The organism is Pseudomonas sp. P1_A1 (genome assembly GCF_056406935.1).
Genome location: NZ_JBFTZE010000001.1, coordinates 1 through 22756, shown reverse-complemented (window position 1 = coordinate 22756; position 22756 = coordinate 1). Strand labels below are relative to the sequence as shown.

Sequence of the window (22756 nt, the reverse complement as noted above, 5' to 3'; positions counted from 1 at the left end):
CGGGACTCCTGTCAGTCGAGTTTCTTGTTCACGTCACCCAGTAATGCTTCGATCTCTTTGCGACGCCCGGCGTCGGCGCTTTCCCGGCCAGGACGGGGCGCGGCGTGCAGGGCTTTTTGTAGCGCGTCCCGAGCTTCACCATAGCGCTTTTGACGGTAAAGGTGATCACCCCAGAAGTACAGGCTGTCGATGCCGGTCGGGTTCAGGTCCAGGGCCTGCTTCAACAGTTTTTCGGCCTTGTCGGCGTCGCCGAAACCGATAGGCCAGCCGGGCACCCGATCGTACAGCGCCGCGAGGCTGGTGTAGGCCGAGCCTTGCAGGGCCTTGGGGTCAATGGCCAGAGCTTTTTCCAGATCGACCTTGGCCGCCTTGGCCTTGCTCAGGGCACCGAGGCCACCCTGGGCGCCGGCCCAACTGCTGGTGACGATACCGGACCAGATCCACGCTTCGGCCAGGGACTGGCGTTCCCGAGTGAACGCCGAGGCCTGGGCTGCGAGTTTTTCGAAGGCGGCGCTGCGCTGTTCGGCGGGCAATTCGTACTGGATGTGCGCCCAGTTTTGTTGAATGACATTGAGGCGCTGCTGATCGGCGGCTTCCAGCGCCCAGACGCTTTGGCTCAGCACGGCGAGCAACAAGCAGGTGAGGATTTTCTTCATGGTTTGAGGCTCTCCTTATCGGGCTTCTGACTCAGGCGACGGATCAGCGGCAATTGTTTGCGCAAGCCACGGTCCACCAGATGCGGCAACAGACTGTTCAGGCGCACGAAAAAGCGTTCCGGCCAGCCCAGGTACAAGTCGCGACGGTCACCGGCAATGGCGTGGATGACCGCCGAGGCAACGGTTTGCGGGTCGTCGACATTGGCTTTGAGCGCATCGTTCAGCGCTTGGGCCGCCGCACTGTTCATGCTGGTGCGGGTCGCTCGGGGGGCGACGTAGAGCACGTTGATCCGGGTATCGGCCAGTTCCCGGCGCAGGGCTTCGGAGAAACCGCGCAGGGCAAACTTGGTGGCGCAATAGCTGGCGTAACCGGGGTAGCCGATGGAGCCGTAGGTCGAACCGACGTTCACCACCATGGCACTCTCGGCCTGCTTGAGCAGCGGCAGCAACAACTTGGTCAGGCAGATCGGTGCGCCGACGTTCACTGCCAGCATGGCGTTGACCTCGCTGTCATCGAGCTGTTCGAGCATGGCGAAGTGATTGACGCCCGCGGCATTGATCAGCAGGTTGATGCCGCCGATGGCTTCGGCCGCGGCCAGCACGTTGCGCCGGTCGTCGGGCAGGGTCAGGTCCGCACCGACCCAGTGCAGCTGCTCCGGGTAGCGTTCGAGCAAGGGCTCCAGCGACTCCCGATGCCGGGCCACGGCCAATACATGGGCGCCACTGGCACACAGGGTGCTGGCGATGGCCAGGCCGATACCGCCACTGGCTCCGGTCAATACCACGCGAGCCTCAGACGGGCGCATGCAGATTCTCCCCATCACGCGGCAGGCCGCGGAACATGTCGGTGTAGAGCTTGTACACGACCTTCGAGGCATGAATCACCGCGGCCTGATCGGCCGGGTCTTCGAGCATGTTCATCAAGCGGCGGTAGGTCTGCATGTGTTCGATATCCAGCGAGCCGTGGGAACTGAGGTAGCTGAAGGCGGTTTCCGGCAGCGCCAGGCGTTCGCGGATGCTGCCGGCCGCGTGGGTGGCCAGGGCAATGCTGGTGCCTTCCAGCACGTTGACCATGCCGAACAGGCCCACCGGGTTGTCCCGGGCGATCAGGTCGTAGAGGAAGCTGATCATCAACTCGATTGGCAGCGATGGACGGCCGTCACGCACGGCGTCTTTGTCGCCGCCACAGGCTGCGATGTCGTCGAGCACCCACTGTTCATGGCCGTATTCGTCCTCGATGTACTCGCACACCGCTTTGCGCAACCATTCCAGACGCTGCGGCAGACGTGCGCCGCACGCCATCATCAACGGCACGGTATGGCGCACATGGTAGTAGGCCTGGGTGAGGAAGGCACGGTAGCTGTCCAGGCTAACGTTGCCCTCAAGGGCATCGCGGATGATCGGCAGATTGAACAGCTCGTGGCGTTCTTGATAGGTGGCTTCTTGCAGCGTGTCGAAAAAACTCATGGTGCAGATTCCTCGGAAATAACGGATTCGGTGAGCTGCGCCCGGTAACGCTCGAAGATGGCGTCGCGGCGTGGTCGGCCATTGGCGGTCAGCAAGCCGTTGGCGGGGGTGAACGGTTGATCGAGACGGGTCCAGTGATGAACCTGGGCGTAATCGGGCAAGGCCTCATTGGCCAGGGCCACGGCGGTGGCCAGCTCTTCATCGGTGCAGTCCGGTCGATGGGGCCAGAGCAGGGCGTGGTTGCTCGGCATCGCTTCGCCGTAGACGAACGCCTGGGCGATGTGGCGACGCTGGGTGAGTTCGGCCTCGACCCATTCCGGGTTGACGTTGCGGCCGAAACTGGTGATGAACTGATGCTTCTTGCGCCCGTTGAGGTAGAGAAAACCTTCCGGGTCGAACTCGCCGAGATCGCCGGTCGGCCACCATTCATCGTGGTAGGGCGCTTGCCCCAGATAGCCGAGCAGGGTCGAGCCCTTGACCAGCACTTCGCCGTCGTCGGCCAGGCGAATTTCGACATGGGGCAGGGGCCGGCCGACGCTGCCGGGGCGGTGTGCTCCCGGGCGATTGAGGCACACCACCGACGCGCATTCCGACAATCCGTAACCCTCGTACACCGGCATGCCGATGCGTTGGGCACGATGCAGTAACTCTTCGCTGACCCGCGCACCGCCCACGGCGGCGAACCGCAACGATTGGGGGTTGAACGCTTTTTGCTCGGCGGCGCTGACCAGCATCAGCAGCAACTGTGGCACCAGGATCAAGCTCTCGGGCGCGCGGGAGGCCAGACACCCCAACAAGCGCGGCACATCGACACCGCTGGCCCCCTGAATGCCCAGGGTTTTCTGGCTAGGCACGCTCAGGGTCGCGCCGGCATACAGCGCGGCATAACAGCCGAGGTTTTCCAGCAGAATCGCCAGGGGCAGCAACGCCAGGTGGTGCCGTGGATCGGTGGGTTTGCTTGCCTGATCCAGCTCACGGGCCACCCGCAAAAGGCTTTCGGCGCTCAGGCACACGCCTTTGGGCGTGCCGGTGGTGCCTGAGGTGAAGGTCAGTTTGGCGGTGCCTTCGGGTATCCGGTTCGGACCGCTGAAGGGACGGCGCCAGAATTCCCCTGCGTGTTCATAACCGGCCCCTTGCAGTTCAGCTTCCAGTTCCGGCTCGGCAATCATCAGTTCGGCCTGGCTCTGTTCCAGGCAATGGATGCGTTGTGCCGGGCTGAAGAAGGGCGGCAATGTCAGGCAGGTCAGGCCTTCGAACAGGATGGCCAGGTCCCAGAGCATTGCCTCGGTGCCGTTGTCCAGAGCCAGCGCGACCACTTTGACGTGCTCATCACGAAGACGCTGTTGGCGATCCGTGACCTCGGCGTACAGCGTGGCGTAGTCGAGTTTCAACTGATCGCCCCACAGGGCGACGGCGTTGCCTTTGTGTTCGGCGTGATGGCGCAGGGTTTGTTTGAAACGCTCCATTTCAGGCGACATGGCTGGACTCCTCAAGGGACGTTGGCAGCCCCAGGCGATTGAACAGGCCGATGTTGCGCAGATGAATGAAACCGGCGCGGATGTTGCCGACGTGCACCCATGGCTGGCTCTCGTAATAACTGCCCCAGTGGTGACGGTCCTCTCCCAGCCGCTCGGGGTCGGCGGCACACAGCGTCACCGGCTTCAAGCCCAGGCGATGGAAACTGTTCACCAGCCCGATATTGCCGGTGAACGCCACCCATTCCAGCCCGCCCATGGCCAACAGGTAGGTGATGGCGATGATGCTCAGTCGCGCGCTGCCGGTATCGCTGGCGGCGAGGTTACCGACCTCGACAATCCCGGCCCGGTCCACCGGTTGGCCGGCAGCGGCGCTGATCAGCGGATCGATCGCCTCGTCCAGGTAACGCTCCAGAAACAAGGGTTCGGTACTGGCCAGTCGTAAGCCGGCTACCGCACACAGCGTGCCGGACTCATCGCTCATGCCGAACAGTTGCGGCATGAAATGGCGGATATCGGCGCCGTGGGCCTTGCGAAACCGCTGCTGGATAAATGCTTCGAAGACGGGGCGCTGGGCATCGTCCGGCAAGGCCCTGGCCAGGCTCATCTGCGGGGTTTCGGCTTGGCCGAAGTGCAGGGGCAGAGGGATGTTCCAGTCAAAATCGTGCATGGGTAAGAACGCCTCCCCGAGTCAGTTTGGGAGGAGTATCGAAGGTGATTCTTAACGAAGTCTGAAGGCTATCTTCAGATTGTCTTAAGGCTGGACGGGCAGGGTGGCGCCGGTCGGTTCGACGCAACCGGATCCAGGCTGCACGAAATGAATCGGCAGCCACCACTGATCTTCATGAGGCCCTGTATGACCCGAGATTCAGCAGTACACCGGTATGGAAAACTCTCGATCACCTTGCACTGGCTGATGCTGGCGCTGTTCGTCGGCGTTTATGGCTGCATCGAGATCAAAGGGCTACTGCCCCGTGGAAGTGATTCGAGGGGCCTTTTCCTGGGGCTTCACGGCTTATTCGGATTGAGCATTTTTGCCTTGGTCTGGGTTCGCTTGCTCGGGCGCCTCACACCCCGGCCACCGATTACTCCGGCCCTGCCCACCTGGCAGACCGGCGCCTCGCACCTCATGCACCTGGCGTTGTATGTGCTGATGATCGCAACGCCGCTATTGGCCTGGTTGATGCTGGCCGCCGGGGGCAAGTCGATGCCGTATTTCGAGTTTTTCCTGCCGGCGCCGGTGGCGGTTGATCCGGTGCTGGCCAAGCAATTCAAGCATTGGCATGAGTGGCTCGGCAGTGCCGGCTACTGGCTGATCGGTTTGCACGCGGCGGCGGGGTTGGTCCATCACTACTGGGTTCGCGACAACACGCTCACGCGCATGCTGCCCAAGGGCTTTGGTGCGGGTGTCAACGAGCGTCAGCGATAATTCGGGTTTGCCTGGATACCGCGTTATCGTTTTTCGCGAGCAAGCCCGCTCCCACATTGGGTCTATGTCAGCCACAAAATGTGCGGCTGACTCGGTCAATGTGGGAGCGGGCTTGCTCGCGAAGAGGCCATCACCGTCACCTCAAACCTTACCCGCTTGCTCCTCCAGCTGATCCGACTCAAACAACTTCGCCAGTTCCGCCCGCGCTTCCTGGGCCGTCTGCATCACCTTGGCCGCATCGTCATACACCGCGTGCTGAGCCTCCAGCACCTGTTCGTCGTGATGGGTAAAGCGCTTGATCCGCGCATCCGCCTGGGCTTGGGTCAGCCCGAGTCCAACCAAGGTACGACGGGTCATTTCCAGGCTGGAGTAATAGGTTTCCCGCACCGCCTGCGCCCCGACATCCACCAAACGGTGTACATGCTGACGGTTACGGGCGCGGGCGATGATTTTGATGTGCGGATACAGCTTGTGCACCACCTCGGCCGTCTTGATGTTGGTGTCTGGATCATCGGTGGCGATCACAAAGAACTCCGCTTGCTCGACCTTGGCCGCGCTGAGAATTTCCGGGCGCATCGGGTCGCCATAGAACACCGGCACACCGCCGAAACTGCGGGACAGTTCGATGGTTTCCACCGAGGTGTCGAGGGCGATGAACTTGATGTTCTGCGCCCGCAGAATCCGCGCCACGATCTGCCCCATACGGCCCATGCCGGCAATGACCACGCGGGGCGTATCGGCGTCGATTTCACGGAACTTCTGTGGCACCTCCACCGGTTGCACCTTGGGTTTGACCAGGCGTGCGCAGGCCAGCAGCAACAGCGGCGTCAGCGCCATCGACAGGGTGATGGTCAGCACCAGCAAGTCGTACAGGCGCGGCTCGAACAAGCCCTGATCCCGACCGATCTTGAACACCACAAAGGCAAATTCACCACCGGCCGCCAGCACGATCCCCAAACGAATCGCATTAACCTTGCCCAAGCCCCCGGCCAGTCGACCGACCACAAACAGCAGCGGCAGCTTGATGGCGATCAGCAGCAGGGTCAGCCCCAGCACCACGACCGGCGCACTGAGCAGCAGACTCAAGTTGGCACCCATACCGACGCTGATGAAAAACAGCCCCAGCAGCAGGCCTTTGAACGGCTCGATCTGCGCCTCCAGCTCGTGACGGTATTCGGAATCCGCCAGCAGCAGGCCGGCGAGGAACGCACCGAGTGCCATGGACACGCCCACCAGGTCCATCAGCCACGCCGTACCGATCACCACCAGCAACGCGGTGGCGGTGGACACCTCCGGCAGACCGGTCTTGGCCACCACGCGAAACACCGGACGCAACAGATAACGCCCGCCGATCACCACCACCGCGATGCTGCCCAGCACCCGCAAGCCATGGTTCAAATCTTCGGCCGCGCTGCTGGTGTGATCACCGCCGGCCAGCAACGGCACCATCGCGATCAACGGGATCGCGGCGATGTCCTGGAACAGCAAAATCGCGAACGCCAACCGCCCATGGGGGCTGGTCAGTTCCTTGCGCTCGGCCAGGCTTTGCAAGCCAAACGCGGTGGACGACAACGCCAGGCCCAAGCCCAACACGATGGCACTGTTCAGGGACTGGCCAAACGCGAACAACGCCAGCACGCCAATCACCGAACCGGTCAACAGCACCTGCGCCAGGCCCACGCCGAACACCGATTTGCGCATCACCCACAAACGACGCGGCGACAGCTCGAGGCCGATGATGAACAGCAACAACACCACCCCGAGTTCGGAGATGTGGCTGACGCTTTGTGGATTACCGATCAAACCCAGCACCGACGGCCCGATGATCACCCCGGCAAACAGATAGCCGAGCACCGCCCCCAGTTGCAGGCGCTTGGCCAAGGGAACGGCGAGCACCGCTGCGAACAAAAAGACGACAGCGGCTTGTAACAGGTTGCCTTCGTGGGGCATGCGAAACTCCAAAAACTCGATACGGCGGGGGCGATAAGGATAAAGGCTGGAGCCGGATGCGTCAGCCATGAACGAAAATGTTTGGGCCTCGCGATGGCAGTTTTGCAGGCACCCAAGATGTCGTTACATTTAGCATCAATTAGTGACATTCATAGGATAAGCTGATCAATCTGTTCGTTCCCGAGTGCGTACCATGGCCATCAACTTCGACCTTAACGATCTGCAAGCCTTTCGCGCCGTGGTGGAGCAGGGCAGCTTTCGCAAGGCTGYGGACACCGTACGCATCTCCCAACCAGCCCTCAGCCGGCGGATCGAAAAGCTCGAAGACGCTCTGGGCGTGAAATTATTCGAGCGCACGACTCGCCGGGTCAGCCTGACTCAGGCCGGGCGTGGTTTCATGCCCAGCGTCGAGCGCCTGCTGGATGACCTGGACGTGGCGCTACTGGGCATCAGCGAAGTCGCCTCGACCCGGCTCGGGCATGTCACCGTCGCCTGTGTGCCGTCGGCGGCCTACTACTTCATGCCGCGCGTGATCGCCCACTACCATCGGCAATTTCCGCGGATCAAGGTCAAGGTGCTCGACTCCAGTGCTCACGAGGTATTGAGTGCCGTGGTCAACGGTGAAGCGGACTTTGGCCTGAGCTTCATGGGCACCCTGGAGGCCGAAGTCGAATTCGAGCCGCTGGTGCAGGAAGGTTATGTGGTGGCGTGCAGACGAGATCACCCCCTTGCGGGACGCAGCAGCGTGACGTGGGATGAGTTTTATCAGCAGGATTACATCTCGCTGGACAAGACTTCGGGCAATCGCTTTTTGCTGGATCAAGCGCTGGCTGGCGTGGTGCCGCAGCGGCCGAGCATCTGCGAAACCCGTCATGTGACAACCATGATCGGTCTGGTGGAGGCCGGGTTGGGCGTGGCTGCCGTGCCGTTGATGGCGATGCCGGCGGCGGATCATCCGATCCTGACGCGGGTACCGTTGACCGATCCGCAGGTAATGCGCAGTGTTGGTTTGATCAAGCGCCGGGGTCGTACGTTAACCCCGGCGGCATTGGCGTTGGAGCGCCTGGTGGTGGAAATGAAAGTCCAGCAACCTTCGGTCAGTGGCTGACTGAGTCCAGCCCCGTCGCTTTTACGTCCGGCTGGGCTGCGCTGGAGGCCAGGTACTCAAGCAGCGCCTTGGCCTCGGCCGGGTGTTGCGCATTGACCGGAATACCGGCGGCGAAACGGGTGACCGATTGCACCGATTCCGGAATTTTCGCCACAAAACTCACCCCAGGCACCGGTAGCAATTCGCTGACCTGCTGGAAGCCCAGTTGATAATCGCCGGTGGCAACCACCGAGCCCACCGGGATTTTCGGGATCATCTTCGATTTGGGTTTGAGCTGGTTTTCGATGCCCAGACGCTTGAACAGTTGATCCTCGATATACACGCCGCTGGCACTGTCGGAGTAGGCGACTGACTTGGCGTCGAGCAGGGTTTTTTTCAGGCCTTCCACCGAGCTGATGTCCGGCTTCGGCGCGCCTTCACGCACCACCATGCCGATCCGCGAATCCGCCAGTTCGACCCGTGAAGCGGGATCGACTTTGCCTTGCTTGATCAGGTCGTCGAGGGCATAACCGACCATGATGACCACGTCGGCTTTCTCACCGCGGGCCAGACGATTGGGAATCGCTTCCGGGGCTTTCCCCATGGATGGACCGAGGGCGGTGTCCAGGGTGTTGCCGCTAGACTCGGCGAATTTCGGACCGAGGATTTTGTAGGCCGCCGTGAAACCACCGGACGTCATTACACGGATTTCTTCAGCCTGGGCGATCGAACTCAGACCGAGACTGGCCACCAGGGCCAGGGCGGTAAAGTTGAAAAACCTTTTCATCAAATAGCTCTCGCAGTTAGAGGTTGGGTGGTTCACGACACGGCCGGTTGCAGGCGGCCAGAGGCACGGCGATAGAGAAACAGCGTCGCGCACAGGGCACAGAACGCGGCGAAACTCATCCAGTAACCGGGTGCGGCCTTATCGCCGGTGTACTGGATCAGGAAGGTCGATATGGCCGGTGTGAAACCGCCGAACACCGCCGTCGCCAGGCTATAAGCCAAGGAGAAACCTGCGACCCGAACCTCGACCGGCATGATCTCCGTCAGCGCGGCGATCATTGCGCCGTTGTACAAGCCATAAATGAACGACAGCCACAGCAGCACCAACAGCATGTTGATGAAGCTCGGTGCTTGCACCAGATAAGTCAGCGCTGGGTAGGCCGTGGCCAACGTCAGCAACGCCATGGCGATCAGTACCGGGCGACGACCGATGCGATCTGAAAGCGCGCCGCCAATCGGCAACCAGAAAAAATTCGAAACGCCCACCAGCAAGGTCACCAACAGTGCATCGGAGGTATTGAGGTGCAGCACGGTTTTGCCGAAGGTTGGCGCGTACACGGTGATCAGATAGAACGCGGTAGTGGTCAGGGCGACCATCATCATCCCGGCGAACACGATGACCCAGTTCTGCCCCAGGGTACGGAACACGTCGCCCATGCCTGGCCGATGTTTACGGGCGGCGAACTCTTCGGTTTCTTCCAGGTTACGGCGCAGGAAGAAGATGAAAGGCACGATCATGCAGCCGACGAAAAACGGAATCCGCCATCCCCAATCGGCAATCATCGTCGGCGCCATCCATTGGTTCAGACCATAGCCCAAAGCCGCCGCGACGATGATCGCCACTTGCTGGCTCGCTGATTGCCAACTGGTGAAGAAACCTTTGTTGCCGGGAGTGGCGATCTCCGCGAGGTACACCGATACACCGCCCAGTTCCGCACCGGCCGAGAAGCCTTGCAACAATCGGCCGATCAGCACGATGGCCGGGGCAAACAGCCCGATGGTTTCGTATCCGGGCACCAGCACAATCAGAATCGTACCGCTGGCCATGATCGACAGGGTGACGATCAGCCCTTTGCGGCGCCCCACATCATCGATGTAAGCGCCCAGTATCACGGCGCCCAACGGACGCATCAGGAAGCCCGCGCCGAACACCGCGAACGTCATCATCAGGGACGCAAACTCGCTGCTGGCAGGGAAAAATACGGCAGCGATCTGCGTGGCATAGAAGCCGAAAAGGAAGAAATCGAATTGCTCGAGGAAGTTGCCCGAGGTCACTCGGAAAATCGCACTGGTCCGGGAGCGACCGGAATGGATTGATGCTGTCATTGACGTGTACTCCACCGCTTTTATGACGTGCACTGCCTGGACGCGGTGCACGGTTCTTATTGGGGTGGATAGTGGAACAGGGACATCAATATGTTAATTGCATAGTTGGTATGTATTGATGCATGAAGCGGATCAATGTTGCCGACCTCCAGAGATTCGGCGTTTGCCCAAGGCTATTCGCTGTGAACGCGTATCGGGCTGATGTTCCCCAACCGATACTGATTATTCCCGCTGCGCTTGGCCTCATACATCGCCAGATCGGCAATATGAATCAACCGGTCCATGCTCGGCGCATGGTCCGGGAACACCGCGACCCCAAGGCTGCTGCCGATGTGGCGCTGGTCGTTGCCGATGGTCACCGGCGGTGCGAGTTCGATGAAGATTTTCTGGCAGATGCTGCGGGCTTCGTCTTGCAGGCTGTTGCCTTGGGGAAGGCCTTGGAGGATGACCACGAACTCGTCGCCACCGATCCGGGCGACGGTGTCGGTTGAACGCAGGATTTTCTTCAGGCGTGTCGCAGTGGTGACCAGCACGCGGTCGCCGGCCGCATGGCCGTAGTGGTCGTTGATCGCCTTGAACCCATTGAGGTCGACAAACACCAATGCCACCCGCGTGGCGCTGAGGCGGGCATGTTCCAGCGCATCGGACAGGCGTTCTTCGAGCACCAGTCGATTGGGCAGACCGGTCAACGGGTCGTAATGGGCCAGGTGTTGCAGGTAACTGGCGGAGGCTTTTTCTTCGGTGATGTCGCGCACCACGCCCATCATCTTGATCGTTGCGTCATGCTCATTCTTGACCACATTGCCGGTCTCCCGCAGCCAGCGGATGCTGCCATCCGGCCAGACCACGCGGTATTCCTCGTCGTGGTTTTCGCCAGTTTCCAGACAACGCAATTCACCGGCGCGGACCTTGACCCGGTCGTCCGGGTGTACGCAGGCGCAGAACAGGGCGTAGGAGGGCGTCACCTCGCCGATCTTGAACCCGAACATCCCGTAGATTGCATCCGACCAATACAGCTTGTCGGTATCGACTTCCCAGTCCCAGGTGCCGATGCGGGCGAAGTATTGGCTGCGTTTGAAGCGTTCGGCATCGCCTTCCTGGTGGATACTTTGTCCCTCGGTGAGGCTGTCGATCAGCGCGCGGCACTCGGCCAACTGCTTTTGCAACGAACGATCGCGCCAGATCAGCGCGATGATCAGCGCAAAGGTCAGTGAGCCGATGGTGATATCGATCCAGAGCTGACTCATTGAGGAATTGCGCTCATGGTGTATCAAACCGTGGGGGAGGTGGCGGGTATATTAGTTCACGACCACTGCCGGATACAGAGCGAAACGGTTGCCAATGGCCTGCATTTCTGGGAAAACGGCGCCCATCAAGCCCGCTCGGGGCAGGCGCACAGATAGAGTGAATGTCATGAATGATGAGTTGCAGGTAATCGACCTTGAAGTGGGCGACGGCAAAGCCGCCGTCAAAGGCGCACTGATCACCACCCAATATCGAGGTTGGCTGGAAGACGGCACCGAATTCGATTCTTCCTACAGCCGGGGTAAACCTTTCCAGTGTGTGATTGGCACGGGGCGGGTGATCAAGGGCTGGGACCAGGGAATCATGGGCATGCAGGTTGGCGGTAAACGCAAGCTGCTGGTGCCGGCGCACCTGGCCTACGGCGAGCGGTCGATGGGGGCGATTACGCCGAATTCGAATCTGATTTTCGAGATTGAATTGCTGGAAGTGCTGACGCGGGAAGATTGATTTGTTGGGTGGGGGCTGAAATGGCGACCCCCACCATCTCTGTTAGAAGAAATGGCGGGGTTTTTATGTGTTGGGAGGGTGATTTCTGGTTTTGATTTAGCGAGTCACCGATGATTCCGCTCAGGTGTCTCGAAGACACGTTTCGCAGGTGGGAGTTGATGTGATTGATCTACTTCCTGCTAACGATTTCTTTTTTGAGAGCAAAGACAAGCTGTACATCCTGGCCGGTCGGGGCTCCCGAAAGCACGCGAGCTTGCCCGCTGTCATGAAGTTGAGAGTTCTTCCCCGTATCTTGAGTCAGCTGAATCATTATTCCTGACACGAGAAAGTGCTTGAGGAGAGAGAGTCAGTGGAAAATACACGTGAATCGCTCGCACAAAGCTCTAAGTGGAAGCATTATTTTGCTCGTAGCGTGTTGCCAAAAGGGCAATGAGCTTTTTGAAAGCTGCGCTCCACAAACATCAGGGTTATAAGGGGGAGACATGGGACGATCAGGATTTCCGATCAAGCTTTTTGCTTTTGCAGGGATCGTAGGTATAGGGGCCGGCGCGCTAGCACTCGTGAGTCGATTCCGTTTGAATGTTGAGCTCAATGATGTGTTCAAGCAGCTCGGGTTTGGGCAGCAGAGTCTGGTAGAGCACTGGCTGAGTGCAATGTCGGCAGTGGCTCTTTTTGTTTTTCTTGTAGCGGTCATTTCAAAGTTTTCGAAAAGGGTGCCATTCAAAAAAACTTGGTTGCGCCAGCATTGGTTCATCAAGCTACGAAAACGAATCCTGAATGTCTTCCGCTCAGTCTACATAGCCCAGTGGGCGGCAGCGATTGCAATGATTTACATTGGGGGATCACTTGGCTGGGAGCTTGAGCAGATGGGGCAGAGAGGAGCCTTTCAAGCTGACCAGTTCAGCATGGATGTCATAGGCTCACTAGGCTTTTGTTTCTTACTTTGGCTCGTAATTAACTCAGAATATAGGCAGGCACGACTGAAGCGTCGTTCATACCTGTCATAGGATCTGCTTTCTCGTCGCAAGTCGGGGGAGAAGGGGCATTGCAAGAGGCGTGATAGTCGAGCGCACAACCCGCAATAGCGGACGAGTCGACTGTCAGGATACGTGATCAATACGGGCTTTCAGAGGAATCCCAACGTGCAGCTTCTTCAGTCCATCTCCCGCCAACCCAAAGCGCCCGCAATGCCTAAAAGCAACTCCGATACGATCGGTTCGAATCAATTCTAATCACACGGATATAGCCGCCCTGTGCGCAGAAAGGTGCTCCATCTCCCGCTGCCACAGTCGTAAAAAACGGCGCCAATCACTGGCATAGGCCCCCTCGCGCAAGCGAGTAGAAAGCATGCAGGCAGCTTCAAACCTTGCCCTCCAAGGCTGGGGGATGTGTTGGTCAAGGACTATCACGAACGGATAGCCATCCGTTCCCTCAAACGGAGTTTCGAGGACGGATTCACGCAGCTCTTCAATTGTCATCGAGCCAGTCTCGCCGATTGGGCTAATGCGATCCTGGTAATCAATATCGTTGAGCAACGCCAAGTACGGTTTGGCTTCGCCGGCGCCTGGGCGTATGCGCTCCAGCTCCCATAATGCTTCGCGTCGATTACGCTCCCGTTGCCATAGGATTTTCAGTTCCGTATCCATCAAGTCTTCCCCGGCACTTTCTTCACATACACTTTCGAACAACGCTGCTAATGCTAACAGTCTGCAGTGAATTAGCGGTCTCAGATTTGTGCGAGCGAGGCACCTGTGGAAAAAAGGCAGTGATTGTTGTGAGGCTGAATAGGTAGCTGACCAGATGGGATTCACCAACCAGTCGCGTCAACAAAAATATTTTTTCAGAAGACCCCTTGAAAAAATTTTTGAGCGACGGATCTTTTAATTTGAGAGCAACAGAAAAGCAGCGATCTCGGCGCTCCTCCTTCCGCCGTTCCTGCTGGGGAAACGGTGTTGGTTTTTGCTTTTGCAGTGCTTCTGCCTCTGGCCTTTTTCCTTCGATTTATCCTGCTGACGCTGCGGTGTGGCTGCCCAATGGGCATAGCAAAATCGCCCCTGTGCGGCGTAAGCCGCTGCTTTCAGGTTTGATTTCAAACAACGAGCTATTTTTTTGAAAAAATACCCATGTCGGACAACATCTGGATGGGAGCTCCTGGTGGGCGAGGAGAGAGCTGTGAATGGACAGTGAACTCGAATCTGAAGTGTGGCTATCGGTTCAGCAAACATGCGATGCCAAAACGTTTGAAGCGTTAATCCAGCGAATTGTGGATAGCTTCAAGAGGCGTCCTGGATTTGATCCTCTAGTGCGATTGCATACCTCCGACATTGGCCCGCTAGGTGTTCAGGTACTGCGTGCAGTGCTGCGGCAACGAGGGCTTCATCCTGAATCCTGTGTTGATGTTCCTGGTTACCTTGAACTGAGGTCTCGACTCAAAGACCACCTACGCTCTCAGCTCCAGTGGTATCTGGTGAAGGGTGGGCATGCAACTGAGGAGATCCAAGAGGAGCAACTCCAAAGAGATTTGGGGTTGTAAAACGATCTATTATGTGCCCTACACTACGTGTTATCCAAATTGAAGGAAATGACCGATGTCTCGTCTGGCTGAATACCGCAAACTCGAACAGCAATTGGCCGCCCAATTGGCGGAGCTTGAGTCCATGAAAAGCGATTCCGGCCTGAAAAAAGAAATGGAATTTGAGAGCAAATTGCGTGCTTTGCTTGGTGAGTACGGCTACAGCTTGAAGAACGTGATCAACCTGCTTGATCCACAGGCCGGTCGTCGCGCACCCGTTGCTGAGTTCAAATCAACGACTCGCAAACCGCGTCAGGTGAAGGTCTACAAAAATCCGCACAGCGGTGAAGTTGTCGAAACCAAAGGCGGCAACCACAAAACTCTGAAAGATTGGAAAGCGAAATACGGTTCCGACACCGTCGAGTCCTGGCTGACCGAGTGATTTTGGTTTGAGTACAAAATGCCCTTGCGAGCCTTTTCTATAGCGGATAGGGCTCCCCTGCGAAATTGAGCTGTAGTCCGGCGCGACCAAGGCTTGGCGCTTTATCTCGCTCGTCGAATGAAGCTCGATGAGGCCAATTGTGAGACGGGCCCCGCCGAACGTTTTTGTTTGCGCACATTCCTAACTGGCTAGGCACGCCAGAGCAGGTCGGTGGGCGTCTAGGACGGGCCTCGTATCACCGCTGACATGTTAAAAATCTTGCTATTCTGGGGCGGTGGAGCCCATTATCAATGCGAGGAGGGCATGCTGAGACTCAGAAAAAATCTCCCACAGCCCTATATCTGCCGCGACTATTATGATGCCGACTTGTATCTTTTTGGCGTTCCATCATATAGAGTCAAGCGCTGAGAGCGACAACACGATATTTCAAGGAATGAAATGATATCTAGAATTCGCAAGGATTTTTCTGCGTCAGCTGCCATCGCCGGTCTAATTGCGTTGTTGGCGACCTATAGCGGGCCTGTTTTAATCGTTGTCCAGGCGGCGCAAGCTGGGCAACTCTCATATGATTTGTTATCTACTTGGATATGGGCGGTTTCGATCGGCGCTGGGGCGCTTGGACTGTGGCTCAGCATACGTTATAAAATGCCGGTCATTGGCGCGTGGTCAACACCTGGTGTTGCGCTCTTGATCACAGGACTCGCTCAATTTCCCTTCGGCGATGTGATTGGATGTTATCTGGTGACCGGCATCGTTGTTGCCCTATTGGGCATTTCGGGCTTGTTCACCCGGCTGGTATCGTATTTGCCGCAGCACCTGCTTTCCGCGATGATTGCTGGTGTTCTCTTCGCATTCTGCGCGAAGATATTCTTATCGCTTCAGTCGTCTCCGGCGGTCGTTTTCCCAGTAATTGTCGCCTACGTCGTTTGCCGTCGGTTGATTCCTCGTTATGCCGTCGCTCTGGCATTACTAGCCGGCGTGCTCCTCACTTTGCCAGGCGCAAGCTTTCAAATGCACGATGTGAATCTTACTCTTGTGCAGCCGGTTCTCACCCTCCCAAGTTTCTCACTCGACTCGCTAATTGGATTGGGAGTTCCACTATTTCTCTTAGCGCTTACCCAGCACGCGACCTCCATCCATATTTTGCGAAGTGCTGGTTATGACATATCGCCGAAATCAGTGGTTGGCACCAGCGGCCTAATGTCAATTCCGCTTGCTCTCTTTGGGAACTCGGGTATCAATCCGGCAGCAATCGTGGGTGCTATGTGTGCGAGTTCTGAGTGTCACGTAGACCCCAAACGGAGATACATATCGGGTGTTGTCTGTGGACTGGGGTATCTTTGCATTGGCGCATTTGGTGCATCCGTCGTCGCACTTTTTGCGCGGTTGCCGGATGGGCTTACAACGACCCTTGCAGGGCTGGCTCTGCTTGGCACACTTGTGTCGAGCCTTACAGTGTCATTGTCAGATGAAAACCATCGAGAGTCTTCCGTCATTACATTCCTGGTGACGGTGTCAGGTATGTCCTTCTTAGGATTAGGCTCAGCACTCTGGGGGTTAATTGCAGGTATTGTTTTTACCCTCGTCTTGTCCAAAAAACGAGTCCCTACGTTAGAGAAGCCTGTTGAGTCACAATCAATACCTCGCTGATCTCCAATGAACATCTCGGTCTAACGATGTGTATTGGTTTTTTGATGTATGAGGCTTCAATGGAAAGTAACCAATCTCAAAATGCTAAGGGATGCGTGACTCGTTGGGTTATCAAAATAGATAGCTCCATGATCGCCGGGAAAAGTGAAGCGCTCACGCGATGGGTTAAGGAAATTGCTCAACTGCATCAACAAGGGCTGGAGATTGTTCTCGTTTCTCCGGGGGCGATCATTGAGGGATTGCGGCGATTGGGTTGGGGGGATAGGCCCATTAATATGCCTCACCTGCAGGCGGCAGCGGCTATTGGTCAAACAGGGTTAGTCCAGGAGTTTGAAACGAGTTTCCAACTTGTTGGCATCCAAGCCGCGCAGATATTGTTGATACACGAAGATTTTGCAAATCGTCAGCGTTATATGAATATCAAGAATACACTTCAAACCTTGCTGGATTTGCGAGTGGTTCCAATTCTTAATGAGAACGATACCGTCAGTACGGAGGAGATTCGATTCGGCGATAACGATATGATTGCGGCCCTGGTCGCAAATATGATGGGCGCGGATCGGCTCATTATTATCACTGATCGACAGACTATCCATTCGAGAGGCTCTTTCGCGTTATCGGTGGAAAACTGCATCAAAATCTCTTCTGCAGATGACGAAAGTTTGTTGAGGTTTGTCGGCGGAGTGAGTGAGCGATATCAAAAAAAATTATTAAACAAAATTAAAGCCGCAAAAATGTTCGCTCTCTCAGGTGGTGTAACGAGTGTTGTATCTGGAGATGCTGCCAATGTCCTGGATAGTGTTCGAACAGGACTTGCCGCTGGGATTGAGTTGTTGCCCGGTGTCAAACGGTTGATAAAACGTAAACAATGGCTCGCGGGGCATCTAGTAACACGAGGCACCTTAGTGCTTGATGCTGAAGCGGCGAAAGCCTTTGAGATGAGAGGTGGCGGTATTTCATCTCGTGGGGTTTTGGATGTTCTCGGCAATTTCAATTGCAACGAAATGATCCAGGTTCGTGATCATGCGGATAGGCCTGTAGCTCAAGGGCTAAGTAATTATAGTTCTCGGGAGATGATCCAGATGATCCGTGGTGCATCGTCTCCCTTGGAGTCAGAGCTCCAGGCGCATAATGTCAAGGAGTTGATATGCTTTCAAAACATTGTTTTGGAACTTTACAATCAAAGGATGTGAAAATGGCGAGCAGAACCCGTCTCGTGGGACGCATAAAGTTTGACAATGAACTACTAAAAAAAGATCTTCAGATCCTCTCCGAGTTACCCATCATTAAAGAACAGTATGATGAGTTCAGCTCCGGCACTTGGATCAACCACTCTTTGTGGAATAGTACGGGGGAGTGGACAGATACGACATATAGCGATTATGATTATCCTGCAGTCAGAACCCAAATCGGGACTGCAACTTCGTATCTTAGCAAGATCATTGAAGAGTATTTCGATACGGAGCATATGCGCATGGCACGTGTGCGGAATCTGGTGAACGGGCTGGTTGTACCGCACACGGATTTTCTGGAGTTATCAGAAGACAAAGATCGGTATGTTCGAATCTTAATTCCTCTTGAAACATGCCTCGACTCTTATCATACCGAAGAAAATTTCGGGGTATTCAGGATGCGTAAGGGGGATATCTGGATTCTTGAGTCCTCAGTGCCCCATAGTGCAATCAATCTAGCATCCGACAATCGTCGAATTTTAAGTATCGACTTTCAATACGCAGACATATCTAATCCGCACTACTCCCTCATTTTCAAAGATAAATCGATCCATGATGAAACTGTGACTCCTGCGCTTGTCGCTCGTTCACATTTGGAGTCAGAAGATCTCGACGACTATTTGGAGTTTCTGTCCGAGCGATTCCGTGAAAAAGACGACGCAGAGCAAATCATGGTTAACCTAACGGAGATTCAGCTGAGATTCGAGTCTCCAGTAAGTGATATTTACAAAAATCTTTGTTCCGTAGCAAAGCTTACAGGCAAGGAAGAGCTTGTTGATCATTGTGAGAAGATGCGCGAATTTTATATTGGTGCGCGCGTGATGAATGAAAGGTTTCCTCTGCGACAAAACCTTGTCTGATTTGCAAGTCGCCATTTTATGGCGTATTTGTGATTGAATGATCGGCTTGTTTTCTTGCCGCCGCCTAATTACTATCCTATTTGCTCTGGTCTTGTGACTTGTTTGCGATAGGGTAGTAATTTTGCGGTTTTTTGAAGTGAGTTTATTTTAACATACCCGCGTAATCGGTATATGAATATCCCTACTAAGGATGTCGATGTGAGCTCCATTCGCGCAGACGAAAAGCGCTTCGCTTTTCCGAGCAATGGGGATATGTTGGAGGCGTTCGAACAATTGACTTTTCGCTCGGTTGAACGAAGCAACTGTTCCAGCGTATTCGATTACCTATATTGCAGAGGATTTATCGAATGGAAATCTTTGGTATACGACAAAGCTCGTGGATCAATGTTGGATGTTGCGCAGATGTGCGGGAGCGGCTATGCGGCCTTGGATTGGCTTCGTAGTGTCGGGCGCTCACCTCAATGGGAAGAGTTGAAATATCTATCATACGGGACTTGAGTTCCTTTGAGAGCGCTCCATGAACCCTTCCTGTTCAAGAATATGCGGCGCGCTTAGCGAGGCGATGCGGGCGAGCAGTTCCAAGGTAGTAAGGCTTCGTAATCTACAACCGAGGTTGCCTGTGGCAGGCGTTCAAGTGCGTGGCGCGGCCACACATAGGGCTTCTGGCGGTTGGCTTTGGCGGTCTCGACCAAGCTGTAAAGTTGAGCACTGGCCGCTACGCCTTTACGCGAATCGCGGAGTCGAGTCAGCCGAAGGGAGTCTCACCCCTCGGCTGCTCACAGAACCGTACACAGGACAGTAACGACGATCAAGCACTGGCGCATTCAACAGCGAACCATTCATCCGAGAAAAGCTACCTAGCGCCAAACCTGTCGGTTACGACGATATTTCCACTGCCTTCACCGTTCTTGTCCAAGGTAAGGTGGAAGCGTTTAGTACCTCCGAGGAAGCCACTCAGAAGCTAATCAGCCGGCTAGGCGCTGACGCTAGCAAATATGCTGTGTTGAACCCACCCATTGGTCATGAGTTCTGGAGCATCGGGGTGAAGAAGGGCGAGCCTGCCTTGCTTGATGCGGTCAACCAGGCGCTTCGTGACATGGAGAGCTCTGGTGAAATGCAGACAATTTTGATAAGTGGCTGTGCGAGGGTACGCTCTACAAAATTAAGCGCTCCTTTACCGTGCAGCCGGTCAACTCTAAAAACAGCTAAATGACAGCCTTCGGCGTCCGATTGGGCGCCGAAGGTAACGTTGAGTGCCGAGGTTACTGATGACGAACGAGGATAAGATTCTCCCAGGCCTTAGCCTGGTTGGCGGCTCTGCGGAGGGCGAACTGCTTTTCGCTGACGTAGGGCTTAGCTTCTGGGGAGGAGTCAATTCATTCACTGGAGACGTAATCGACCAGCATCACCCGCTCGCAGGGAAGAACTTAGCAGGTCGTGTCCTGGCGATTCCCTCTGGGCGAGGGTCTTGCACTGGAAGCAGTGTGATGATGGAACTCATCAGCTCCGGCCATGCGCCTGCAGCACTTATCCTTGCAGAGGTGGATGAGATCCTGACACTTGGAGTATTGCTGGCGGAGATGATCTATGACCGCTCATTACCCGTGATCAGCATTGGTAAGGAAGCGTTCGCATCCCTTCGTGGTAGCTCCTATGCACGTGTTAGCGACGAGTCTGTAAGGACACTCAGTAGCCTGCCCCAAGATGGCTTTATGCCCAGCAAGCCCAACGGTACGCTCGACTTTTCTGCATACCCAATCGCTCTTTCAGAACAAGATCGAAAAATGCTAGCAGGTGATCAAGGCAAAGCTGCCCAGGTTGCTATGCAGGTGGTCTTGAGGATGGCCGATTTACAAGGTGCCTCTGAACTCATCAATGTCACCCAAGCTCATATTGATGGATGCATTTACACTGGGCCTGCAAGCCTGAAATTCGCAGAGCAGTTGGTCGAGTGGGGTGCCAAGGTTGTTGTTCCTACGACGCTTAACTCGATTTCCGTCGATCAGCGTCGATGGAGGACTCTCGGTGTAGATCCAGAATTCGGCGAGCCTGCGAGCGCTGTGGGAAGTGCCTACATGGCAATGGGGGCGCGCATGAGTTACACCTGCGCGCCGTACCTGCTCGAATCGGCGCCTAAAGCGGGGGAGCAAATTGTCTGGGCTGAGTCCAACGCGGTCGTGTATGCGAATAGTGTTCTTGCGGCCCGGACATTGAAGTACCCAGATTACTTGGATATCTGCATCGCAATCACTGGGCGAGCACCCCTTTCCGGATGTCATTTAGATGAACACCGGAAGCCTCAGTTGAAAATCCAAGTGACTTTACCTGATGAGCTAGACGATGCTTTTTATCCTCTACTTGGTTATCACGTCGGCTTGCTGGCAGGGAAGCGTATCCCCGTTGTGTTTGGGCTAGAAGGCGCGGCTCCAAGCCTGGATAATTTGAAAGCTTTCTCAGCAGCTTTCGGCACGACATCAGGAGCTCCGCTATTTCATATCGCGGGCGTAACGCCAGAAGCATTGGTTACCGATAAACCCGATCTTTTGGGCTCCGGTCTAGAAGTGCTGACTATTGCTCCGGTCGACCTGCTTCAAAGTTGGAACAGCCTGAATAGCGCAAGCGAACCACGCGTTGATATCGTGTCGTTGGGCAACCCGCATTTCTCACTGACTGAATTCCAGACCCTGGCGAAACTGTGCAAAAGCTTGGTAAAGGCTCCTGGTACAGCAATGGTCATTACGTGTGGGCGTGCTATATACGAACAGGCGATACAAAACGGCTATGTAGCCGAGGTCGAGCGATTCGGCGCCCAGATTGTGAATGACACTTGTTGGTGCATGCTTGGTGAGCCAGTGATCCCCCCGACGGCCAAGAACGTGATGACCAACTCTGCGAAATTTGCTCATTATGCACCCGGTCTTGTCGGTCGCCCCGTCCACTTCGCTAGCCTGGCCGGCTGTGTTGAGGCAGCTACCAAAGGTCGTACTGAGAGTGCTTATCCCGCTTGGCTAAAGCTTGTGTGTGCATGAGCTGTTGGTAACTTGGTCTCGCCTCGACGAGATCAGGTGCTCGAACTCGAGTCTTTGGTGTGAAGCATCCAGCCAATCAACTGCGACAGTGGCTAGTCATAGTGCGTATGCCGAATGCGACGTCTGTCAGCACTTGGCTGACCTCGCCGGCGGGGAGGAGAGGGGTTGTGTTCAATTCATTTTGCTTTCGAGTCATCGCTTGCCAGCTAAGCTGTGGTATGAAGTGGCGTGATTTGAGAGGTCGCCCGTTCGGGCCAACGAGGCCCGGCTAGCCTAACAAGCTCGCAACCTATTCATTCCGGCGACATCAGCACCGCTAGAGTCATAGTGTAGTGGTCAATATGCAGGCGAACTCGGGTGCGACCTTCTTTGAGTGATTTGAGCTGTTCTTCCGAATACAGGGAACTGTCCCCGAGCGTCGATGGCCAGAGCAACGCAACGATTCCCGCCAAAGCGCCAGCAACAACACCAGTCGTCACTACCCCCGCACCCGCTTGCAGCCGCCCCGGAGCCAGCAGCTCCTACGCCACCTAAAATCAGTGTTCCGAATGAGCGAGGTAATGCGCTACCACTGATTTTTTTGAGAGGTATGTTTCCTGCTTCATCCCTTTCACGGCCACCTAAAAGCGAGAATTTTCCGTAGTCGGTCAATTTCTCGACCGGGACAAACCCGGTTGGATTGTCGTGGTTGATTACGCCGTCGGGGAGGTTGCAGCTTTTGGCGAACACGCAACCCTTGACGCTGGATTGACCTGGCTGTTGAGGCTGTCTGACAAAACGGTCTTCATACGCCTGCTGCCGGGCCAGCATGTCGTCATGGGATTTTAGTCTGGCTTCGCGCTCTGCCAGTTCAGTGGCGGTCATGTAGCGGCTGGTGATGTGGTGCCCGTCGCCTGACGGTGGGTTTTGAACCCGAGGTATGTCTGTTTTTCGAGCCATGAGCGTCCGTGTTCCATCTTTGAAAGCGATGCGGACGCTATATCAAAGGGCATTGGATAGATGTAGGACGGGTCTGAAACTCTGGCCGCAGTTACAAATGGCGCTTGTCGCTATGCGCTGAGCTCGATTTTACGGGTGTGCCCGGTCGGCGTAGGAGGTAGGAG

General features: G+C 56.1%; 22 protein-coding genes and 1 pseudogene. 11 read left to right on the top strand and 12 right to left on the bottom strand.

The annotated features are described in order from the left end of the window. Positions 1-11 precede the first annotated feature (11 nt). Genes AC1D2Q_RS00115 through AC1D2Q_RS00095 form a run of 5 tightly spaced genes read right to left on the bottom strand, consistent with a single transcriptional unit; the run spans position 12 to position 4268 of the window. Positions 12-656, bottom strand: coding sequence for a tetratricopeptide repeat protein (locus AC1D2Q_RS00115; protein WP_477811793.1), 645 nt, complete (start codon positions 654-656; stop codon positions 12-14). Then, positions 653-1462, bottom strand: coding sequence for an SDR family oxidoreductase (locus AC1D2Q_RS00110; protein ID WP_477811792.1), 810 nt, complete (start codon positions 1460-1462; stop codon positions 653-655). Before AC1D2Q_RS00110 ends, AC1D2Q_RS00115 begins: the two co-directional genes overlap by 4 nt. Next, positions 1449-2123 carry a TenA family transcriptional regulator gene (locus AC1D2Q_RS00105; protein ID WP_477811791.1) on the bottom strand — a complete coding sequence of 225 codons (675 nt, stop codon included), beginning with the start codon at positions 2121-2123 and terminating at the stop codon, positions 1449-1451. Before AC1D2Q_RS00105 ends, AC1D2Q_RS00110 begins: the two co-directional genes overlap by 14 nt. Then, positions 2120-3601, bottom strand: a complete 1482-nt coding sequence (locus AC1D2Q_RS00100) for an AMP-binding protein (RefSeq protein ID WP_477811790.1) — start codon at positions 3599-3601, stop codon at positions 2120-2122. Before AC1D2Q_RS00100 ends, AC1D2Q_RS00105 begins: the two co-directional genes overlap by 4 nt. Continuing rightward, positions 3591-4268, bottom strand: a complete 678-nt coding sequence (locus AC1D2Q_RS00095) for a thermostable hemolysin (RefSeq protein ID WP_477811789.1) — start codon at positions 4266-4268, stop codon at positions 3591-3593. Before AC1D2Q_RS00095 ends, AC1D2Q_RS00100 begins: the two co-directional genes overlap by 11 nt. A 186-nt stretch (positions 4269-4454) precedes the next feature. Between AC1D2Q_RS00095 and AC1D2Q_RS00090 the strand changes: the two genes are divergently transcribed. Next, positions 4455-5027 carry a cytochrome b gene (locus AC1D2Q_RS00090; RefSeq protein WP_477811788.1) on the top strand — a complete coding sequence of 191 codons (573 nt, stop codon included), beginning with the start codon at positions 4455-4457 and terminating at the stop codon, positions 5025-5027. Positions 5028-5168: 141 nt separating this feature from the next. Here the strand turns inward: AC1D2Q_RS00090 and AC1D2Q_RS00085 are convergent, their stop codons facing one another. Continuing rightward, positions 5169-6977, bottom strand: coding sequence for a monovalent cation:proton antiporter-2 (CPA2) family protein (locus AC1D2Q_RS00085; protein WP_111453477.1), 1809 nt, complete (start codon positions 6975-6977; stop codon positions 5169-5171). A gap of 193 nt (positions 6978-7170) precedes the next feature. On the opposite strand from AC1D2Q_RS00085, the gene AC1D2Q_RS00080 reads away from it, so the two are divergent. Next, positions 7171-8085 (top strand): LysR family transcriptional regulator, encoded by a 915-nt coding sequence (locus tag AC1D2Q_RS00080; RefSeq protein ID WP_477811787.1) that lies wholly within the window; start codon positions 7171-7173, stop codon positions 8083-8085. On the opposite strand, the gene AC1D2Q_RS00075 is transcribed toward AC1D2Q_RS00080, so the two are convergent. The 3 genes from AC1D2Q_RS00075 to AC1D2Q_RS00065 all read right to left on the bottom strand — a co-directional run bounded on the left by AC1D2Q_RS00075 (position 8075) and on the right by AC1D2Q_RS00065 (position 11423). After that, entirely contained in the window at positions 8075-8851 is a 777-nt protein-coding gene (locus tag AC1D2Q_RS00075; protein ID WP_018929737.1) for a substrate-binding domain-containing protein, read from the bottom strand. The two genes, AC1D2Q_RS00080 and AC1D2Q_RS00075, sit on opposite strands and share 11 nt — an antisense overlap. A gap of 32 nt (positions 8852-8883) precedes the next feature. Next, positions 8884-10176: a tricarballylate/proton symporter TcuC gene (gene tcuC / locus AC1D2Q_RS00070; protein ID WP_477811786.1), complete on the bottom strand. Its 1293-nt coding sequence runs from the start codon at positions 10174-10176 to the stop codon at positions 8884-8886. A gap of 173 nt (positions 10177-10349) precedes the next feature. Next, on the bottom strand, positions 10350-11423 hold the full coding sequence (locus AC1D2Q_RS00065) for a diguanylate cyclase domain-containing protein (RefSeq protein ID WP_477811785.1): 1074 nt from the start codon (positions 11421-11423) through the stop codon (positions 10350-10352). A 166-nt stretch (positions 11424-11589) separates the two neighbouring features. On the opposite strand from AC1D2Q_RS00065, the gene AC1D2Q_RS00060 reads away from it, so the two are divergent. Beyond that, entirely contained in the window at positions 11590-11928 is a 339-nt protein-coding gene (locus tag AC1D2Q_RS00060; RefSeq protein ID WP_477811784.1) for an FKBP-type peptidyl-prolyl cis-trans isomerase, read from the top strand. Between the two features lie 482 nt (positions 11929-12410). After that, positions 12411-12935, top strand: coding sequence for a hypothetical protein (locus AC1D2Q_RS00055; protein WP_477811783.1), 525 nt, complete (start codon positions 12411-12413; stop codon positions 12933-12935). Positions 12936-13160: 225 nt separating this feature from the next. On the opposite strand, the gene AC1D2Q_RS00050 is transcribed toward AC1D2Q_RS00055, so the two are convergent. Beyond that, positions 13161-13574 (bottom strand): hypothetical protein, encoded by a 414-nt coding sequence (locus AC1D2Q_RS00050; protein WP_477811782.1) that lies wholly within the window; start codon positions 13572-13574, stop codon positions 13161-13163. A gap of 206 nt (positions 13575-13780) precedes the next feature. On the opposite strand from AC1D2Q_RS00050, the gene AC1D2Q_RS00045 reads away from it, so the two are divergent. From AC1D2Q_RS00045 to AC1D2Q_RS00020, 6 genes are all read left to right on the top strand, one after another. After that, positions 13781-14041: a hypothetical protein gene (locus AC1D2Q_RS00045; protein WP_477811781.1), complete on the top strand. Its 261-nt coding sequence runs from the start codon at positions 13781-13783 to the stop codon at positions 14039-14041. 63 nt (positions 14042-14104) lie between these two features. Beyond that, entirely contained in the window at positions 14105-14461 is a 357-nt protein-coding gene (locus tag AC1D2Q_RS00040) for a hypothetical protein (protein WP_477811780.1), read from the top strand. A gap of 55 nt (positions 14462-14516) precedes the next feature. Then, the gene (locus AC1D2Q_RS00035; RefSeq protein ID WP_477811779.1) at positions 14517-14882 is read left to right on the top strand and encodes a histone-like nucleoid-structuring protein, MvaT/MvaU family; all 366 of its coding nucleotides are present in this window, start codon (positions 14517-14519) and stop codon (positions 14880-14882) included. Positions 14883-15320: 438 nt separating this feature from the next. Continuing rightward, the gene (locus AC1D2Q_RS00030; protein ID WP_477811778.1) at positions 15321-16532 is read left to right on the top strand and encodes a benzoate/H(+) symporter BenE family transporter; all 1212 of its coding nucleotides are present in this window, start codon (positions 15321-15323) and stop codon (positions 16530-16532) included. A gap of 59 nt (positions 16533-16591) precedes the next feature. Continuing rightward, positions 16592-17725, top strand: a complete 1134-nt coding sequence (gene proB, locus AC1D2Q_RS00025) for a glutamate 5-kinase (RefSeq protein ID WP_477811777.1) — start codon at positions 16592-16594, stop codon at positions 17723-17725. A gap of 2 nt (positions 17726-17727) precedes the next feature. Further along, on the top strand, positions 17728-18624 hold the full coding sequence (locus tag AC1D2Q_RS00020; protein ID WP_477811776.1) for an aspartyl/asparaginyl beta-hydroxylase domain-containing protein: 897 nt from the start codon (positions 17728-17730) through the stop codon (positions 18622-18624). Between the two features lie 551 nt (positions 18625-19175). Here the strand turns inward: AC1D2Q_RS00020 and AC1D2Q_RS00015 are convergent. Beyond that, a pseudogene (locus tag AC1D2Q_RS00015) lies at positions 19176-19358 on the bottom strand (transposase domain-containing protein); the annotation flags it as partial. Between the two features lie 534 nt (positions 19359-19892). On the opposite strand from AC1D2Q_RS00015, the gene lhpI reads away from it, so the two are divergent. Then, on the top strand, positions 19893-21653 hold the full coding sequence (gene lhpI / locus AC1D2Q_RS00010) for a cis-3-hydroxy-L-proline dehydratase (RefSeq protein ID WP_477811775.1): 1761 nt from the start codon (positions 19893-19895) through the stop codon (positions 21651-21653). Between the two features lie 336 nt (positions 21654-21989). Here lhpI and AC1D2Q_RS00005 read toward each other — a convergent pair whose 3' ends face one another. Next, a complete protein-coding gene (locus AC1D2Q_RS00005; protein WP_477811774.1) occupies positions 21990-22517 on the bottom strand; it encodes a hypothetical protein in 528 nt (175 codons plus the stop codon). Between the last annotated feature and the right edge of the window lie 239 nt (positions 22518-22756).

Coding starts and splice junctions, on each gene's coding strand:
- AC1D2Q_RS00020 (WP_477811776.1), top strand. CDS start 17,728: ATGGCGAGCAGAACCCGTCTCGTGGGACGCATAAAGTTTGACAATGAA.
- AC1D2Q_RS00030 (WP_477811778.1), top strand. CDS start 15,321: ATGATATCTAGAATTCGCAAGGATTTTTCTGCGTCAGCTGCCATCGCC.
- AC1D2Q_RS00050 (WP_477811782.1), bottom strand. CDS start 13,574: ATGGATACGGAACTGAAAATCCTATGGCAACGGGAGCGTAATCGACGC.
- tcuC (WP_477811786.1), bottom strand. CDS start 10,176: ATGACAGCATCAATCCATTCCGGTCGCTCCCGGACCAGTGCGATTTTC.
- lhpI (WP_477811775.1), top strand. CDS start 19,893: ATGACGAACGAGGATAAGATTCTCCCAGGCCTTAGCCTGGTTGGCGGC.
- AC1D2Q_RS00055 (WP_477811783.1), top strand. CDS start 12,411: ATGGGACGATCAGGATTTCCGATCAAGCTTTTTGCTTTTGCAGGGATC.
- AC1D2Q_RS00095 (WP_477811789.1), bottom strand. CDS start 4,268: ATGCACGATTTTGACTGGAACATCCCTCTGCCCCTGCACTTCGGCCAA.
- AC1D2Q_RS00075 (WP_018929737.1), bottom strand. CDS start 8,851: ATGAAAAGGTTTTTCAACTTTACCGCCCTGGCCCTGGTGGCCAGTCTC.
- AC1D2Q_RS00040 (WP_477811780.1), top strand. CDS start 14,105: ATGGACAGTGAACTCGAATCTGAAGTGTGGCTATCGGTTCAGCAAACA.
- proB (WP_477811777.1), top strand. CDS start 16,592: ATGGAAAGTAACCAATCTCAAAATGCTAAGGGATGCGTGACTCGTTGG.
- AC1D2Q_RS00100 (WP_477811790.1), bottom strand. CDS start 3,601: ATGTCGCCTGAAATGGAGCGTTTCAAACAAACCCTGCGCCATCACGCC.
- AC1D2Q_RS00005 (WP_477811774.1), bottom strand. CDS start 22,517: ATGACCGCCACTGAACTGGCAGAGCGCGAAGCCAGACTAAAATCCCAT.
- AC1D2Q_RS00035 (WP_477811779.1), top strand. CDS start 14,517: ATGTCTCGTCTGGCTGAATACCGCAAACTCGAACAGCAATTGGCCGCC.
- AC1D2Q_RS00090 (WP_477811788.1), top strand. CDS start 4,455: ATGACCCGAGATTCAGCAGTACACCGGTATGGAAAACTCTCGATCACC.
- AC1D2Q_RS00060 (WP_477811784.1), top strand. CDS start 11,590: ATGAATGATGAGTTGCAGGTAATCGACCTTGAAGTGGGCGACGGCAAA.
- AC1D2Q_RS00065 (WP_477811785.1), bottom strand. CDS start 11,423: ATGAGTCAGCTCTGGATCGATATCACCATCGGCTCACTGACCTTTGCG.
- AC1D2Q_RS00085 (WP_111453477.1), bottom strand. CDS start 6,977: ATGCCCCACGAAGGCAACCTGTTACAAGCCGCTGTCGTCTTTTTGTTC.
- AC1D2Q_RS00110 (WP_477811792.1), bottom strand. CDS start 1,462: ATGCGCCCGTCTGAGGCTCGCGTGGTATTGACCGGAGCCAGTGGCGGT.
- AC1D2Q_RS00115 (WP_477811793.1), bottom strand. CDS start 656: ATGAAGAAAATCCTCACCTGCTTGTTGCTCGCCGTGCTGAGCCAAAGC.
- AC1D2Q_RS00105 (WP_477811791.1), bottom strand. CDS start 2,123: ATGAGTTTTTTCGACACGCTGCAAGAAGCCACCTATCAAGAACGCCAC.